This is a genomic window from Sphingomonas sp. STIS6.2 (genome assembly GCF_000732685.2).
GTDB classification, from domain to species: Bacteria; Pseudomonadota; Alphaproteobacteria; order Sphingomonadales; family Sphingomonadaceae; genus Sphingomonas; species Sphingomonas aerolata.
Window position 1 is genome coordinate 38547 of sequence record NZ_JPDP02000031.1, and the last position, 17270, is coordinate 55816.

Below are 17270 nucleotides of genomic sequence, written 5' to 3' on the forward strand. Positions count from 1 at the left end.
CTCCTACATTTTGCGCATGAACCGAATAGCCCACCGTGTAACCGAGCTCACACGTTTTGCAGCGCTACCGATCGCCACAGGCGTTGGTTACTATCTGGCGGCCTTCGCATCCCTCTACCTCACCCGCGGTGCTGACGGGATCGCGATGCTGTGGCCGCCCAGCGGCATTCTTTTCGCAGCCTTACTGGTCGAACCTCGGAATCGCATCGTGTGGCATTTAGGCGCCGCAGCAATGGCCAGTCTCGCTGCCAACCTCGGCGGCGGGAATGGCGTCCTGCTTTCGATCGGTTTCACGCTCGCTAACGTGTCCGAGTCCGGATTTGCGGCATGGCTTTTACGAAACCGAACGCGGCGTCGTGATTCATTCACCGATCCAAAGGGCTTGGTCTTGTTCTGCATCGCCGCAGCGGCCGCGGCAGCGCTGAGCGCGACGATCGCCGCCTGCGCGACAACGGCTGTCGGGATCAGCTTCTGGCTTTCGTGGTTCACGACTGATCTGCTGGGGATCTTGATCGTTGCCCCGCTCATCCTGATCGCAGGCCGAGCCTTCTATCGCAAACGGTTTCGCGATGGCCTGGCAGCAGCCCCTCAAGCCATCGCGGTATTTCTGCTCGTGGCTGGCGTGTCGATCATTGCCTTCTCGCAGGTCAACTACTCGCTGCTTTTCCTGCCGATGCTTGCAGTCCTTCTGGCAGCGTTGCGAATGGGTCCGTTTGGCGCCGCCGGAAGTGTGCTGATCGTTGCGACGGCCAGCTCACTCGCCCATATTTTCGGCTCTGATCCGCAGGCGATAGCCGACGGTCAGGCGTACGCACGTAGCATCTTTCTGCAATTCTATTTGCTGGCCCTGTTCGCGGCCGCCCTGCCGATTGCCGCCTTGCTTGCGACTAGACAACAGCTGATCGATAGCAATGCGAACAAGCTGCGGTTGCTCGAGCTTGCCGAAGGTGCGGCGCACGTGGGTCATTGGCATCTGGATTTGTTGACCCAGCTCATAACGTGGTCGGACGAAGTCTTTCGCATTCACGGTGTGGAGAACCGCGTTCCGCCGTCACTCGACACCGCGATAGACGCCTATCACCCTGACGATAGGGATGCGGTTTCGGCGCATATCGGGCGCTCCCTCGAACACTGCGTAGGTTTTGAATTCACCGCTCGCATCGTCCGCCCCAACGGGGAGGTACGCCATGTGTTTTCGAAGGGTGAGATTGACCGAAACGGCGTCAATGAATCGGTTGGCCTGTTCGGCATTATCCAGGACATAACGACGCAGGTTGCGCACGAAGCCGAGATCGAACGGGCCCGCACTCGTGCTGAGACCGCCGCCCGCAACGCAATAATTCTGGCCGAGACGGACCAGCTTACCGGAATTGCAAACCGGCGCCGCACCAGCTTCGTGCTTGAGCAGACGTTGCTGCTCGCCCGCGAAACCGGGCACCCGATGTCCGTGGCGATGTTCGATATTGATCACTTCAAGCGCATCAATGACACCTATGGACATCACACAGGCGACGAGGTGCTGAAGAGGGTGGCAGCAGGCGCTGCCGCGGAACTGCGCAGCGGCGATACCATTGGCCGCTTCGGCGGTGAGGAATTCGTGATCGTGTTACCGGATGCCGCAGCGGATGCGGCAAGCAAGGTCGCCGAACGGGTGCGTCATGCGATCGGAACGGACAGCGGTACGCCGGGTGTCACGGTAAGCATTGGCGTGGCTGAAATGGCGCCTGGGGAGAGTTGCGATGCGCTGCTGCGGCGAGCCGATGATGCGCTGTATGTCGCGAAGAACGAGGGCCGCAACAGGATGCGGCTGGCAGCCTAGCGAAGTCGTCCGTAGACGCAGCCGTACTTCCAATGTCTGTCTCAATTGCGCATTCGCGAATGGCCTGTCGGCGACAAGAAACGGGAGAGATGGCGCTTAACGAATGGCCGTTATGGGTTGCCCGTATAGCCACTCTGAACGTCCGGTATTGGGCGCTAGCTACCGGTCCGCTTTGCAGCTGGTAAAATCCAATAGATGACACTCAGATCAGCCTACCCGCTTCCCACAATCGCTGCTAATTCATGTTCCAAGTTTGACCGCTTCTCGGTTTTCATGGCGCATGCTGGTAGGTGCCTGCTCACCGTCGTCGCGAGCAGCCGGACCAGTTCCGGCTGCATAAATGCAAAACTGTTCATTACGTCAAACAAATCGCGCGCTTGTCTGCCAGAGCCACCCGGATTTGAAGCTGGAGCTTGCTCCGATGCGCCTTCCTCATAACGAAGATCAGGTCGACCCGGCTGACCATTTCAGCCTTGAGCGAGTTCTCAGCGTCATGGTTAGGACGCGCGTCGGGTCCGAACGCGGTGGCGGCTCTCCCACCGATCGGTCCTGCGACTTCTAGAAACGGCTTAAGCTTGCGTCTCTCCCGATCGGAACGCCTGGCCCGTCCGTCAGAAGCGCAGCCAAGGCACCCTCAAGGTAGGTAAGCGCGGCGTCATCCAGCGCCTAGGCGATGAGTTCGGCCCCGTCCTCGTCGAGGCAGAGATCGGGGGGTCTGATCGGATCTCGCAATCATGCTGATGAAGGTAGTTAAGACCTCTATCTTGGTCGACCTCCCGACGACTACAGCAGCGGTGCGCCAGACCCGGACATTCGCAGTGGTTCCCGCTTACCAGCTCCGGTCGTTCGTTCATCCCGAACGCAAGCGCTCGGAGCCGCCGCCATTCGTCACGCAAGTGCGCGGATCAACTGGCCATCCGTGCCCTTCGCGATGTCTGCCCGCGTGATCGGGATTGCTATGTCCGGCTTCACACCCCGGTCGGGTTGCGGGGTCGTCGGAAACCGGCCGATCAGCGGCAGGTCGGCTTCCAGCCCGGTCGCGGGCAGCCGCACGAAGTAGAAGCAGCCACCGTTGATCCCGCGCCGGTTGCCGCCGGTCGTCTTGCCGATCAGCGTTGCAAGGCGATTGCGGCGGACGAAATCGGCGAACTGGAACGTCGCCGAACTGTTCTGCGGCCCGATTAGAACGCGCACGTCGCCCTCATAGCGCGTACCGCGCGGTCTGATCGGGTCGACCCGGTCGCCTCGCGTATCGAGCCGGAGGAACCGGTCGTTGATCCTGGTCGCATTCTCTCCCAGATGGTCGAAACTGCGGTCCCACGTGTCGAGCACGGGCCGCAGGTCCTCGGGCACGGTGCGGTAGCGGACGAGCCTCTGGACCTCCTCGAACGGCGTCTCGCGGTTAACCAGCCGTTCGGCAAGCGCGTTACCGCAGTCGAGCCCCCCCTCGTTCGCGCGCAGATCGACGACCAATCGCGGCACCCGCTCGGCGACCAGCCGGTCGACCGCCTGATCGAGCCAGCCGCGCCAATCCCACTTGCTATCGTAGAGACCCCAGCTCGGCATCGACAGAAGCGCGGCGTCACCGCGCCGCTCGATCGTCCAGACCGGCGTGTCGCCGCTCGCATCGACGCCGGCGTGCGCGGTGGTACGGCGCTGCGCCAGCGAGACGCCGGCAACGGTCGCGGTACGTCGCCGTCCGGAGAAGTCCTCCACGGTCAGCTGATAGCGCTCCTGCCCGAACAGCATCGAGAAGAAGATGTCGAAGGTCTCGTAGCGGTCGTCGCCCTGGACCGAGAGAAGCCGGCGACGCTTGGAATCGTTGTGCCCATCCGCACGCGCGAACGGCATGAGCGCGGCGAGAATGGCGGTCGCCGGGCGGCCATTGACCGCCAGGATGCGGCTTCCCGGCGAGATCCCCGTGGCGAATGGATCGGCCGTGACGACCATCGCGTCGCCGATCCAGAGGAAGTCGAACGGCAACCGATCCGGTGCTTCGAACAACGCGACGGCGAGCTCGCGTCGCTGGTTGTAGAAATTGGCATAGCTATGCCCGCAGCGCACGGTCGCGAGAAAGCGCGACAGCGTGAGGTAGAACGCCCGTAGCGTCATGGGGATGGCCGCCGCCTGGTCCAGCGCTGCGAAGCGGGCATCGATCTCCCGGGGCGTATTGTAACGGTGGATGCCGGGGTGGAGCTCGGCATATGCCCTGCGCAGTAACGCGACGTCCTCGCGCATCGCCGCGGCGCGGAGGAGCGTCGGACTGGATGAGGTCCGGGCGAGCAGCGGCGAGACTGAAAAGGTGGCGCCGAGGCCGCCGAGCACGGTGCGGCGGGACGGTGGCAATGCGGTCATGTCAGCTCCGACGTTATGGATACCCCCTTCAAGCATGGCCGAGCGCGTACGCGTCGCCTCATCATCGCCCATGCCATGCGGTTTATCGTTTGTGAGACGCCCGATACGCACTGGGCGACCGACCATAGCACCGCTGGAAGGCGCGGTTGAAGCTTGCCTTCGACGAGAATCCGGCGTCGAGCGCGATCACCAGGACTGGCCGGGAATCATCCGCCGCCAGTGCCGCGGCCACATCCTCGCAGCGAAGACCGTTGAAGAAGTCCGAGAAGCCGACGCCCAGCCCCTCATTGAGCACGCGCGACACATAGGTCTCGTTGGTCCCAAGCAGGCTCGCCAGCCGCCGCAGCGTCAGCGCGTCGTCACGATACCAGCCGTTGGCGCGGATCGGCGTCGCCCATTCCTCCCCTTGCGCCTGCCAGTTTCGAACGGCGGGTGATCGCACCTCCGGATGCTCCAGTGCGTCGAGCGCCGGAAACGGCAACGCGAGATACCGCCATCCTGCGATCCCGAGATACAAAGCGAACCCCGCGATCGCGGTGTAGAGCGGCATCATCCCCCTATAGCCGAGCGGCTTCATTGCATCGACCAGCAGCCAGCCCGCCCAGACGATCGCCAGCAGCGGATAGGCGACGGCGGTGCGGCTGAGCCACGCAGTCGCGAACCGGGCGTCGTCGCTGCGCTTTTGCGACAGGGCGTCGCGGTAGTCGTGCAACAGCCGGATCGTCCACGCGCCATAGACGACGAAGCTGATCGCGAGCAGCGATGCGACGATCGCATTGCCGGTCGTGAAAGCAAGATCCGCCCAGCGACGCTTCAACGGCGTCGGCAGGAGGAAGGCGGCAGCCTGATAGGCGAACTGGATGGCGCCAGGTAGCAGGTGTCGCCAAGCCGCGGGCGACCAGCGGCCGGTGACGAGAGCATAAGCATGCAGATAGAGGAGCGGCGGGACCAGCAGCGCGTTCGAGAAGGGCGCGAAGGTCAGCCACCACCAGCGATCATAAAAGCCGGCGAACCCGATCAGCCAGGGCACGAAGACGCCGGTCATGACGATCAGCAGCGCAGCAAGCGCGCGCGCCGCCAGCCGGTTCTGAAACGACGTCGACAAGCCGACCGCCAGTGGCAGCAGAATTGCCGCTGCCACCGTGAGGACGGCCGTACGCCAGCCAAAGACCAGATCCATGGCGATCAGCGTAGCTTCGTCGACAACCAAAGCTAGAGATCACATTTCGGAAGGAGGGCAGTCGCCTTACCTGCGCGCATTCGAGCCCCCAGCGCTTGCACTGCTGGAAACTTGCGGCTCACTTCCGCTCGGACGACGGCATCGCAAAGACCCAGAGCCACTCCTGCAGCAGTGTCTTAGAGCAGCCCGAAAGCGGACGTCCGTTCACCTTTGCCGCTCGTGCGCGAATATCGGGACGCAGTGCGCGTGGCGGCAAATCCCGCGGGCCCCACTCCTGAGTAAAGGTAGTGCGAACAGCGTTACAGTATCCGGGTTGGTGCTGGCGCGCACCGCCGTCGACGCGCATGTCTCGCTTGGCAGCGGTGCGCCCCTCCTCGTCGCCCGTTGCAAGACGGGGTGGGTCATGAGCACCCCCCGCCGCATCCCCCGCCGCACCCGCCATCGCCGCTACCGTGCCTGTCCGATCCGCAAGCGTCACCGTCGATATTCAGATCGAAACGACGACCAGCTGTGCCGGCCTTTAGTCGCGCACCTTGGATCCAAGTGACGATCGCGACGGCAAGGAGGAAAACGGCAACCAGCGCCACCATATCTTGAACGATCAGGACAACCAGGCCGGCGCAAGTGACCCCGACCAACGTCGCCTCTTCCGCGCCCAGAAGTACCTTTCTGGTCCGGTCGATCCGCTGGAAATTTCCCGAGAATCGTTCGGAGGGATCGGGCCAAACATCTGCGGGCGGCGCAGCACCAAAGGTGTCCCGGTATATATTGAGCGTACGCGCATACCGGTCACGATAGTGCTCGCATTGCTCGGGGCCACCCGATGTCGGCTCGTGATGAATATCGCGCGCGACGATATCGCGGCAGAGGCCGTGCCAATAATCGCGGGTATAGGCTAGATGCAGATGCCACGCCTGATCAATTGCGTCCGACGGCGTAAGCTGCTCATCGCTGATCGCGACCAGCGCGAGGAAGCGACGATATTCCATCGCGACCCGGTCTGCAAACGACCCGGTCCATCCGTTCTCTGCGGCCAGCCTCCCTTCGAAGCTGAGGGCTGCACCGGGCTGGCCGATGCTCAGGGTCTCGATCCTCCCAATGAGAATCCTTCGCGCCATATGCGCGGGGCTGTTCGGTTCCATACCCCATTAGATTAGTATGATATTGTTGCAGGATTGTGACGCCGATGGCGACCAAGCGATCCGGAGTCAGCCGCCCGCCTCTCGACCGTTGCGTGGTGCGACAAGGCAGACAATGTTCGACCGCGGTCTCGACACTGCCGTCGAAGACTGACCGATCGCAAGCGCGGGGCCGATATCGTGCATCAACATGGTCTATATCGGCCTGTGGTCGGCGATGCTCGGGTCGCTCGCCGGGGCCGCCCGCCTGTTTCGAGAGGGCGATCCATTGTTCCTGCACGGCCCCTTACACCGTGCAGGTCAGCCGACCGGGCCGCCCAACGACTCGTTCGACGCTTCCCTGAAGACACGCAACCCGCTCTGGGGCTTACGCGACGGCGTGACGGTGATCGTAGCATCTGACGGGTCCACCACGATCACTCGCGTCGTCCAAATGCCGGCCAATAACCCTTGGGTCGTTCTGCAACGCAATTCGCTACAGACCTGGCCCATGGCAGTCCGAGGGACTGCCGCCACGCACGACCTTCTTTCACCTACGACCCACAAGCAGACGTTGCAGGGCCTTCCCCCGCCGAGCTGCGGACACTCATTCAATGAGGTTTCCGGCTAAGCCACTGCATGCCGCCATTTAGGCGGTTGTCGGCACTGGCGTACATAAGTGGGGGCGACCTTATCGGTGCGATGCGGGCTGTGCGCCGACGCCTTCAAATTCCGGGAGGCGTGTCCCGGAATCACGCCTCCGTGTGACGGACGATGGCCTCGCAAATTTCATGCGTTGCGAGAATTGCGGCTGCATCTACCGGCCTTCGCTCACGCGCCGCAAGCAGGAAGTCGTCGCACATCGCCGCAAAGCCGCGCTGCTGTCCTACCGAGACCCAATCGCCTCGTCGATGTAAGCGCTGTGTCCCGCTTGTCTCGACGCGATCAGCAAGGTTCAGCACGGTGTGACGGGCCCCACCGCCAATGACGTCCAGGCGTTCCTCATCGAGCCCACTGTCGCGATGCATTGTGCCGATGGCGGTAAACCCGTCGCCTGCCAGCGTGAGGGTGATCGTGTGGAGCATGCCGTCTACAACATGGGTTTCGATGTTGCGTCGGCAGACCGGTCCTGGGGCCAGGAACAGCAGCGTATCGACGACATGGATGAAGTCATCGAAGACGACCTTCCGCGGTTCGTTGGGTTGCCGGTAGCGGTGCTTTTCGAGGATGATGAGGTTCGCGTCGATGCCTCGCAATGCGACATAATCTGGCGCAAACCGCCGGTTGAAGCCGACCATGAGCGGAACGACACGGTCCGTGGCCAAGGCGACAAGCGCTTCGACCTCGCCGAGATTATCGGCGAGCGGCTTGTCGACGAAGGTCGGGACGCCTCTCTCGATAAGGAGCGTGACGAGCTCGCCGTGTGCCTGCGTCGACGCGTGGACGAAGGCGGCGTCGAAGGATGTGGTGGAAAGCGCATCTGCAGCGCTGGTGTGCCGATGCCCGATACGAAACGAGCGGCCGACCTCGTCGAGGACGCCTGCATCGCGCGTCGCCAGGTGAATGTCGAGATCAGCTCGCGTCGACAGAACCGGAAGATATGCTTTGCGAGCGATGTCACCCAGCCCGATGAGAAGCACGCGCATATCTATTCCCCGGTCCGGCACGATCGCCGCGTCTGCCGGGCCGCAATAGCTTCGCCATTGCGCTCCCCGCAACCAATCGTCGGGGATGACTGCGGCGCCAACTGGGGCAAAGATGTCGCGGTGCGCCGCAAAAATGCATCGCCACCGATCGTGTCTATTGCCGCACGTTGCAGTGATGTTACCGGTCGGGGACGGATCCGGGCCACACGGATCGACGCAGGAGGATGTTCGAAGCCCAAGGGGGGACCATCCATGATTCGCTTGCCCGTTCGTACGTCTGCCATCGCCCGGCTGCTGGCCGCCAGCGCGCCGTTATTCGTCTGTGCCACACCCGCCGTCGCGCAGGACCAGGCGCCGACGGGGCAAGCCGTCGGCGATCCGGCCGGCGAACAGGGCGTTGGCGACATCGTCGTCACGGCGACCCGCCGTCGCGAATCGGCGAAGGACGTGCCGCTCGCGGTCACCGCGATCAGCGGCGAGAAACTCGACGTGCTCAATTCGAGCGGCCTCGACATCCGGTTCCTTGCCGGTCGCACGCCGAGCCTTCAGGTGGAATCGTCGTTCGGCCGCACCTTCCCGCGCTTCTACATCCGCGGGCTCGGCAATACCGATTTCGATCCGAACGCCGCACAGCCGGTGTCGGTGGTGTATGACGACGTCGCGCTCGAAAATCCGATGCTGAAGTCCTTCCCGGTGTTCGACCTGCAAAGCGTCGAAGTGCTGCGCGGGCCGCAGGGCACGCTGTTCGGCCGCAACACGCCAGCCGGCGTCGTAAAGATCAATTCCGCCAAGCCGGATCCGGACAAGGCCTCGGGCTATGCGACCGGATCCTGGGCGACCTACAACACGATCAACGGCGAGGCGGCGCTGAACCTGCCGATCGGCAACGGCTTCGCATTCCGTGCATCGGGCCTGATCCAGTCGCGCGACGATTGGGTCACCAACGATTCCACGACGGGCAATGCCGATCGCAAGCTCGAAGGGTATCGCGATGTCGCCGGCCGCTTCCAGCTCGGCTATACCAGCAGTGACTTCAACGCCTTGCTGAACGTCCACGTCCGCGACCTCACGGGCTCGCCGCGCATCTTCCGCGCCGGGCTGTTCAAACCCGGCACCAACGACTTCAACACCGGCTTCGACCCCAAGCACGTCACGCTCGACGGCTATACCAGCCAGAGCCTGACGCAATGGGGCACGAACCTGCGGCTCGACTATCACCTCGACGGCATCGGCACCTTCTATTCGGTCACCGGCTATGAACAGGCCAAGGTCGAGAGCACCGGCGACGTCGACGGCGGCAACAGCTACCCGTTCACGGGCGGCACGATCGGCGCGATCGGCGTCGGGCTGTTCCCGTCGAACACCGGCGGCCTCACCAAGCCCAAGGAGTTCAGCCAGGAACTGCGCTACGCCAGCGAGGACATGAACGGCATCCGCTTGCAGGGCGGGCTGTATTATTTCTACCAGACGCTGCGCTATCATCAATATGACTATGCGTTCGGCGGTACCGGATCGCGTGCGACCGACCTGACGCAGGACATCTTCCACGACAATCGCAACGAGAATTACGGTGCGTTTGCATCGATCGAGGCGAAGCCGACCGAGTTGCTGACGTTGCGCGCGGGCGTCCGCTATTCGCACGACTATCGCAACGACCTCGTGACCGCACCGATCCCCGGGACCGGGATCAGCGACACACTGCCCGCGCGTGCGGTCGTCCGTGGCTCGAACGTGACCTGGGACGCGAGCGCGACCTATGAGCTGACCCCCGCGATCAACGTGTATTCGCGGCTTGCGACCGGCTATCAGGGGCCGGCGATCCAGGACCGCGTGACGTTCGGCAGCGTCCAGAGCACCGCACCGAAGCAGACGACCTTCTCGGGCGAGAGCGGCTTTAAGGGGACGCTGCTCGACCGGAAGGTGAACTTCTCGATCGACGCCTATTGGTACAGCACCAGGGACCTGCAGATCACGGCGGTCGGCGGCAGCAGCAACTCGGCAAGGCTGATCAGCGCGAACAAGGCGATCGGCTATGGCGTCGAGGGCGAGTTCGAGGCGCGGCCGGTACCCGAATTGTCGCTGACCGCAAGCGGCAGTTACAACTTCACCGAGATCCGCGATCGCTCGATCGGCGTGGGGGTCTGCGCGACCTGCACCGTGCTCGACCCGATCGTGAACGGGTTTGCGATGATCGACGGAAACGATCTTCCCCAGGCGCCACGCTGGATCGCCAACTGGACCGCGCGCTACGGCATCCCGCTCGCGAACGGTGGCGAGGTCTATGCCTATACCGACTGGGTCTATCGCAGCCGCATAAACTTCTTCCTGTATGAAGCGGTGGAGTTCACCGGCAAGTCGTCGCTCGAAGGCGGGCTCAAGGTCGGCTATAAATCGCCGCAGGGGTATGAGGTCGGCGCGTTCGTACGCAACATCACCAACCAGTATCGCAGCATCAGCGCGATCGATTTCAACAACCTGACGGGGATGATCAACGAGCCGCGGATCATCGGCGGCCAGTTCAAGGTCGCGTTTTAGGATAAGACGCGGAACTGACCACCTTACGGGCAATCGTGGTGCGAAAGCGAGCGTCACCAACGAACCCGAACTCCTCGGCAAGGGCCGTCGCAGGCGCGGCGGCCTGCTCCCAGCGCTGCCTGCGAACCGCCGGCAACGGCCGCCAGCCGGACGGAGATGGCTTCGAGCACGTCATCACAGGCAGCACGGTCGGTGCCGGCGTGGTCGAGGAGCGCCAATGCAGGCGCGGCTTCGTCAGGAAGGGTATCATTCTCATCGACCAGCCCAAGGTGCATCAGACGATCATCCATTCCTGTTGGATCGGAACATGGCGCTGACGATTAAAGGCTACAATTTGGGGCGGCGATACCTAACGCACTAGTTCCCGTGGGTCCGGTATCTACGAACGCCGTTGCGTTAGCAGGTTAGTGTAGACGGGCCCCGCCACGACTTTTCCCTTTGAAGACCACCATCTGAACACTCAGAGACATCGCCCCCTTCCCGATTTCGGACGCCCATCTATCGTTCGGATCAACTATTTCGACGATGCGTGACGCTCTTGGTCATGGCCGACCGGACGCTGCTTTTCGTCTGGATGCCCCTGACCAGGAGCTGAAACTGCGTTTTGCGGCGCACTCCCTTTGCGTCTGTAGTCTTGCGAAGGGGCGGTTGGGCGCTACCAATGCCGTCAGGACAGATAGGGGAGGACCAACATGACCACTAGCTTCGACCGCCGCGCCCTCTTGGTTGGCGGCCTCGCAGCCTCGGCTGCTACCGTGGTGCCACTTGGCCAGGCCTTTGCCCAGCGCCGCGGCCGGGTGTCGGCGAACGACAAGGTCCAGGTGGGTCTGATAGGCTGCAAGGGCATGGGCTGGTCGGATCTATCGGCCATGTGCAAGCGGGCCGACGTGGCGCCCGTAGCCCTTTGCGACGTCGACGCTACGGTCCTTGCGGCACGCGGTGCCGAATTGAAGAAGGTCTCAGGCCTCACGCCGAAGCTCTACGACGACTATCGTCGGATGCTGGACGACAAGTCGATAGACGCGGTGATCATCGCCACGCCCGACCATTGGCACGCGCTTCAGCTGGTCGATGCCATGTCCGCGGGCAAGGACGCATATTGTGAAAAGCCGCTCGGAAACTCCATTGCCGAATGCCGTGCCATGGTCGCCGCCAAACAGCGTCACAATCGTGTGGTTCAGGTTGGTCAGTGGCAACGCAGCAACCAGCACTGGGCAGACGCGATCGCGCATGTTCAGTCCGGCGGCATCGGTCGGGTCCGAAAGGTCAAGGCTTGGGCGTACATGGGATGGATGAAGCGCGTCGTTCCCCAACCGGATCAGGCCCCACCCGCCGGCGTCGATTATGATAGCTGGCTGGGCCCCGCACCGCTGCGCCCCTTCAATCCCAATCGCTTCCACTTCAGCTGGCGCTGGTACTGGGACTATGCGGGTGGCCTGATGACCGACTGGGGCGTCCATCTGATGGACATCGCGCTGTTGGGCATGAAGGCAGAGGCACCTCGTTCGGTCAGTTCGCTTGGCGGTGCCTATGGCTATCCGGGCTCTGCGATGGAAACTCCGGACACGCAGACCGCCATCTACGACTTTGGCGACTATTCCGTGGAATGGGAGCATGCGGTCGGCATCAGTCAGGGCCCCTATGGCGGCCGCGACCACGGCGTCGCCTTCGTCGGCGAGACCGGCACCCTTGTCGTCGATCGTGGCCAGTGGCGTGTCACGCCAGAAACAAGCGATGGCAAAGCCATGACTCGGGAGATCCCGGTCACGAAAGCCAAGGACGAGGGGCTCGACCGGCATACAGCCGACTTCATTGCCTGCGTCAAAAATCGCGCGCGCACGCCAGCTTGTACGATCGAGGCGGCGTCCAACACCGCCATCGTGTGCCAGATGGGAAACATCGCCTTGCGCACAGGCCGCAAGGTGAATTGGGATACTGCGACAGGTCAGTTCAGGGATGACGCAGAGGCGAACAGACTAATCACGCCCCGCTACCGTGCACCGTATCGGCTGCCAGCTACATAAGCGGCTGGCCGCCTATGCCGACAGGGGGGACCGCTGCGCCGCACGCTCGACAGCGGCTCTGGCCAATCGCTGCCATGGGATGACCGAGGTCGGCCATTCGGTTGCCCGTCCCAGATCCCCAGCTTTGGTCGCACTTACATGCTAGCTGGACAGCCGCTTTCGATGATTAAGCGCTCTCAACATATTATCTCTATATCATAGCGCTGAACCATTTGACGCCACCCAGCTGGCACATTTGACGCAGGAATGCCGCGAGGTCGGCGTAGGTCAATCATCAGCGGGCAGACATCGCCGATTGACGACGGTTGCGGCTTGCGCTCGACTGGCCCGGACGGCTTTGCGAGGGCATGATGGCACATCCAATTGATCGACGTTCCTTACTCGCAGGTGCCGCTATGAGCGGCGTGGCGCTCGCAACTGTCGAGGCTCAGGCTCAGCCCCGCGACGCGGCAGCAACCCTGGAGATCTACGAGCTGCGGACCTATCGGCTGGTAAACGGCCCCATGAAGGACCGTCTGGACGCTTATCTGAGCAACGCCTTTATCCCTGCAGCACGACGCGCAGGTTGCGGGCCGGTGGGTGTATTTACGGTGGCGATCGGGTCCGAAAGTCCAACCGTCCATGTTCTCGTCCCCTATCCCTCGATCGAGGATTTCGTGGCTTTGCCCGGCAGGCTTACCGCCGATCCGAGCTACACCACGGCTGCCGGGTCGTTTTTGAAGGCGACGCCAGACGCGCCGCCATACACGTCCCTTGAAGTGAAGTTGATGCGCGCGTTCCCTCACTTTCCTCGGCTCGAATTGACCGACGCCTCGAGCAGCAACACGCCGCGCGTATTCGAGCTCCGGACGTATTTCAGCCATAGCGACGCGGCAGGAATGACCAAGATCGGGATGTTCGACACGCGCGGTGAGATCGAGATATTCCGTCGGACTGGCCTAACGCCGGTCTTTTTCGCCCAGGACCTTACCGGAGCCCGCCTGCCGAGCCTGACCTACCTGCTGACCTTTCCCGACCTTGCGACCCGTGAGCGAAACTGGCGTGCCTTCGGGTCGGATCCCGCTTGGCGCCGGCTCATCTCGACGCCGGGGCTTACCGACCGCGAAATCACCACAGGAATAGACAACCAGATCCTAAGTCCGGCGTCGTTTTCGCAAATTTAACCCACAAGCGGGCGTTCGCGCCCTATGTGCTCCCCAAACTTCGGTCGTCCGTTCGTTTAGATTCCCGGCCGCTTTCCGGGCGGCATTGCGGCAGAGCTGTGATCTCGGCAATGCCACCCTGAACCGACCACCGCCCGCCTCGGCTGCGATGCAGCGCACCTCACCTCCGTGTTGCCGTGCAATCTGACGGACGAGGCTGAGACCGAGGCCATGTCCGCCATCACCCTCGTTCGCGCCGCGTGCTCTGTAGAACGGCGCAAAGATGGCCTCACACTCGCTTGGCGCGACACCTGCGCCACCATCGTGGACCTCAAGCGCGATCTCCGCTGCAGAGGCTGTCAGCGTGACGAGGATCGCCGTCCCTCCGCCGTAACGTTGCGCGTTGTTGAGGAGATTGCGGAGCATCCGCCGGAGGAGGATCGCATCGCCGCAGATCTCTACTCGCTCTCCAGTGAACTGCGCGGTAGCCCGCGCACATTCTTCGGCGACGAGCGCGGTCAGGTCCAAAACCATTGGCCGGTGCTCACGCTTTGACATTCCGTCGAGCCGGCTTGCGAGCAATACCTCCTCGACCAGCTGGTCGAGCTCCATCACATTGCGCGCTAGCTCCGCGCGTACTGCGACGGACGGTGCCTCGGACAGCAACTCGATCGCCATGGGGATACGCGCGAGCGGCGATCGCAGTTCGTGGGAGGCATTGGCTAGCAGGATCCGCTGCGCGCCCATCAACGCTTCGATCCGCCCGGCCGATTGGTTGAAGCTCATTGCCAGCCGCGCAATTTCGTCGCGCCCCTCGACGGCAACCCTCCTCGACAGATCACCCGTTCCCCAGGCATCGACGCTGGCCTGGAGCCGCTCGAGCCGGCGGGTAAGCCGACGAACGACGGGGAATGCAGCGACCGCCACAACCACCGCAATCGCCAGCAGCAGCGCCAGCATGGCGAGATGGCCATGGAAGCCCTGCATGGCCGCTGGAGCCGCGCCGTAGCGCAGATGCGCCAGTCCAAAGAGAGTTGCCGCCGCCGTTAGGCTCGCCAGCAATGCGAGATAGATCCGCCAATACAGGCGCTGCATCAGGCGGGGTCGTCCGCTGTCACCGTCCAGCACGTCAGGCTCAGCCATCCTGCACCCGTGCGAACACGTAGCCCGATCCGCGCACCGTGATGATGCGCCGAGGCTGCCTGGGATCGTCTTCGATTGCGGCACGCAGGCGTCCGATATGAACGTCAATCGATCGGTCGAATGGCTCGTGGCTTCCGCCATTCAACGCGTCGATCAGCTGGTCGCGCGACAGCACGCGACCGGCGCGCTCGGCGAGCACCACGAGCAGATCGAACTGATAGGCGGTCAGCGGGCAACCCTGCCCGTCCAGCTGCACCACACGCGCATCGCGGTCGATCTCCAGCCGCCCGAACCGCAACCGCGGCAGGCTGTCCGCTGCGGCCAAGGCCGGTCGACGCAGCACGGCACGCAACCTGGCCAGCAGCTCGCGGGGCTCGAACGGTTTGGGAAGATAGTCGTCAGCGCCCAACTCTAAGCCGATTACGCGGTCGAACGGGTCACCCTTTGCCGTGAGCATCACGATCGGCACCGCGCCTGCGGGCGACGGCAATGCACGGACATGCCGGCAGATGTCGAGCCCGTCGCTGTCGGGGAGCATTAGGTCGAGCAGCACGGCCGCGAACCCCGCACGCTCGTGGTCGCGCAACGCGGCTAGGCCCTCCTCGCCGGTCGGGGCGTGTGCAACGACATAGCCATGCTGGGCTAGATAGATCTTCACCATCGCCGCCAGGCGGCAATCGTCTTCGATCATCAGGATGTGCTGAATAATGGCCTTGGCCTTCAGATGATGATGCAGGGATGTCCATCAGACCATACAGGCTTCGCGCACTCCGCAAAGCCTGTAGGCCAGGTCCGACGATCGCGTGCCGTCAGCGACCTGTGTCGACGGCGAGTGCTGCGATCTCGACCGCTTCTGCCGCGTGGGCGGCAGCGATCTGGTCGAGTTGAGCCGAAGCACGGGCTATGGCAGTTCGAGTACAGCGCATCGCGCTCAGGTTCATCGCCAATGGCAAAACACCATGGGTGTCGCATACCCGACGCGCTGCTCCATGGATGCGCCTCTGAAGGGTCGCCCGGCCGGCTTCGCCGCGTAGATCGAGATCAGAAACGCTGACGCGTTCTATCGGGGTCTGGCTTGACGGCAACGTCAGCGGCGCGGCGCTGGCGTCGCCTGAGACGGCCAGTATGCATATGCCAACCAAAAAGGGGCTCACAGTCCTGCTCCCTTGTGATGGACCGCCTTTAGATAAGCAGCCAATCGGACGCGCTGTGATGGTGTCAGCACCTCGGCGGCGTCGGCCAGCCCTTGGACGATCCGCCGCGAGGCACGGTCCGCCTGCTGCACCTGCTCGACTCGCAATGCCTCCAACCCGGCGCGGTCGATCGACGGCTGCAACACCAGGACGTATGCACGTTGGTGTGCGGTCCGGAACTGTGCGTGAAAGGCATTCAGATCGGTATGGACCGAATTGGCGATTAGCTTCAGCTGCGCCCTTTGCTTGGGTGTGCCGTCAGGCAGAAGTTGCGTTAGCATTTTGTTGAAGTGCGCGTCGTTGATCGCAGGATCCGCTGTTGCCGAATGGCCAGGCGGCCCGTGTAGGGGCGGTACCGCCGAGGCTAGGCCAGCACCGGCGATCGCTGCGATCCCGGCCACGACGGCCAGCAGCCCGGCAACTGTCCGGCGTCGTTGAAAATATCGGTTCATTGCACAGCGCTCCATCCAATTCAGCCGACGATCTATTCGTTGGCCGCTCCGCAATGGCAGCGCGCCTTGGCGTCAAGATGTGTGCCGAGTAAAGCTTTGCAAACGTCAGCCAATTGGTAGCGACACACCTGTATTTGAGTCACCGACCGCCCTGTAGCTCTTCTGTGGGCTCGACCCATATGCGACGATATCGTCGCGGCATTCCTTGCAGGGTATGAGGCGGAGACGCAGCGCCTGGAGACCGAGACGGTCAGCATCCGCCCGGATCGTGAAGTCGGACTCACGAATCTTGACCGGCAGATCGGCACTGCGAAGATGGAGAAGATGGTCCGCTTCACGGTCATGCTACGCCCTCACGCGGCCCAGCTCGTCGACAGGTATTCGGATCGGAGGGATTCCGGCGTGCCGATCGATCCGACAATCGATCTGTCGAGCATCGCTACGGCGTCGCATCGACCACGGTGAACGAATGCCAAATTTGGGCAGGCACGCTCCAGCGCTCCGGCTTTGACCAGAGCTGATTTCACCATCTATCTATGGGGCGAGTTGGTCTTACTGTTCGCACTACGCGCTGGCATAATAACGACGACAGCCTCGAAGCTTTCGCTCCGGGGCTGTCGTAGGATTTGGTTGCGGGGACAGGATTTGAACCTGTGACCTTCA

The 17270-nt window shown here is 62.9% G+C and carries 13 protein-coding genes and 1 pseudogene; 6 read left to right on the top strand and 8 right to left on the bottom strand.

What is annotated here, in order from left to right; translation table 11 throughout:
- Positions 1 to 16: 16 nt before the first annotated feature.
- Positions 17 to 1819 carry a sensor domain-containing diguanylate cyclase gene (locus tag sphst_RS04430; protein WP_031393874.1) on the top strand — a complete coding sequence of 601 codons (1803 nt, stop codon included), beginning with the start codon at positions 17 to 19 and terminating at the stop codon, positions 1817 to 1819.
- Between the two features lie 888 nt (positions 1820 to 2707).
- Here the strand turns inward: sphst_RS04430 and sphst_RS04440 are convergent.
- The 3 genes from sphst_RS04440 to sphst_RS04450 all read right to left on the bottom strand — a co-directional run bounded on the left by sphst_RS04440 (position 2708) and on the right by sphst_RS04450 (position 6496).
- Positions 2708 to 4174: a S41 family peptidase gene (locus sphst_RS04440; RefSeq protein WP_043156745.1), complete on the bottom strand. Its 1467-nt coding sequence runs from the start codon at positions 4172 to 4174 to the stop codon at positions 2708 to 2710.
- A gap of 82 nt (positions 4175 to 4256) precedes the next feature.
- Complete coding sequence (locus sphst_RS04445) at positions 4257 to 5354, bottom strand: helix-turn-helix domain-containing protein (protein WP_199848910.1); 1098 nt, start codon at positions 5352 to 5354, stop codon at positions 4257 to 4259.
- Between the two features lie 401 nt (positions 5355 to 5755).
- Complete coding sequence (locus sphst_RS04450; RefSeq protein WP_051916332.1) at positions 5756 to 6496, bottom strand: glycine-rich domain-containing protein; 741 nt, start codon at positions 6494 to 6496, stop codon at positions 5756 to 5758.
- Between the two features lie 181 nt (positions 6497 to 6677).
- On the opposite strand from sphst_RS04450, the gene sphst_RS21620 reads away from it, so the two are divergent.
- The gene (locus tag sphst_RS21620; protein WP_442800377.1) at positions 6678 to 7103 is read left to right on the top strand and encodes a DUF938 domain-containing protein; all 426 of its coding nucleotides are present in this window, start codon (positions 6678 to 6680) and stop codon (positions 7101 to 7103) included.
- A gap of 121 nt (positions 7104 to 7224) precedes the next feature.
- Here sphst_RS21620 and sphst_RS04460 read toward each other — a convergent pair whose 3' ends face one another.
- Positions 7225 to 8118: a Gfo/Idh/MocA family protein gene (locus sphst_RS04460; protein ID WP_031393870.1), complete on the bottom strand. Its 894-nt coding sequence runs from the start codon at positions 8116 to 8118 to the stop codon at positions 7225 to 7227.
- A gap of 252 nt (positions 8119 to 8370) precedes the next feature.
- On the opposite strand from sphst_RS04460, the gene sphst_RS04465 reads away from it, so the two are divergent.
- From sphst_RS04465 to sphst_RS04475, 3 genes are all read left to right on the top strand, one after another.
- The gene (locus sphst_RS04465; RefSeq protein ID WP_234387351.1) at positions 8371 to 10653 is read left to right on the top strand and encodes a TonB-dependent receptor; all 2283 of its coding nucleotides are present in this window, start codon (positions 8371 to 8373) and stop codon (positions 10651 to 10653) included.
- 692 nt (positions 10654 to 11345) lie between these two features.
- The gene (locus sphst_RS04470) at positions 11346 to 12677 is read left to right on the top strand and encodes a Gfo/Idh/MocA family protein (RefSeq protein ID WP_031393868.1); all 1332 of its coding nucleotides are present in this window, start codon (positions 11346 to 11348) and stop codon (positions 12675 to 12677) included.
- A gap of 395 nt (positions 12678 to 13072) precedes the next feature.
- Positions 13073 to 13840 (top strand): NIPSNAP family protein, encoded by a 768-nt coding sequence (locus tag sphst_RS04475; protein ID WP_051916330.1) that lies wholly within the window; start codon positions 13073 to 13075, stop codon positions 13838 to 13840.
- On the opposite strand, the gene sphst_RS04480 is transcribed toward sphst_RS04475, so the two are convergent.
- The 4 genes from sphst_RS04480 to sphst_RS04495 form a co-directional block, all read right to left on the bottom strand.
- Entirely contained in the window at positions 13811 to 14914 is a 1104-nt protein-coding gene (locus sphst_RS04480) for a sensor histidine kinase (protein ID WP_199848911.1), read from the bottom strand. The two genes, sphst_RS04475 and sphst_RS04480, sit on opposite strands and share 30 nt — an antisense overlap.
- A gap of 40 nt (positions 14915 to 14954) precedes the next feature.
- Positions 14955 to 15653, bottom strand: coding sequence for a winged helix-turn-helix domain-containing protein (locus sphst_RS04485; RefSeq protein ID WP_031395121.1), 699 nt, complete (start codon positions 15651 to 15653; stop codon positions 14955 to 14957).
- 118 nt (positions 15654 to 15771) lie between these two features.
- Positions 15772 to 16116, bottom strand: coding sequence for a UrcA family protein (locus tag sphst_RS21625; RefSeq protein WP_159043507.1), 345 nt, complete (start codon positions 16114 to 16116; stop codon positions 15772 to 15774).
- Positions 16113 to 16607: a periplasmic heavy metal sensor gene (locus sphst_RS04495; protein WP_051916480.1), complete on the bottom strand. Its 495-nt coding sequence runs from the start codon at positions 16605 to 16607 to the stop codon at positions 16113 to 16115. Before sphst_RS04495 ends, sphst_RS21625 begins: the two co-directional genes overlap by 4 nt.
- Positions 16608 to 16922: 315 nt before the next feature.
- On the opposite strand from sphst_RS04495, the pseudogene sphst_RS21075 reads away from it, so the two are divergent.
- A pseudogene (locus tag sphst_RS21075) lies at positions 16923 to 17072 on the top strand (arsenical resistance protein ArsH); the annotation flags it as partial.
- Between the last annotated feature and the right edge of the window lie 198 nt (positions 17073 to 17270).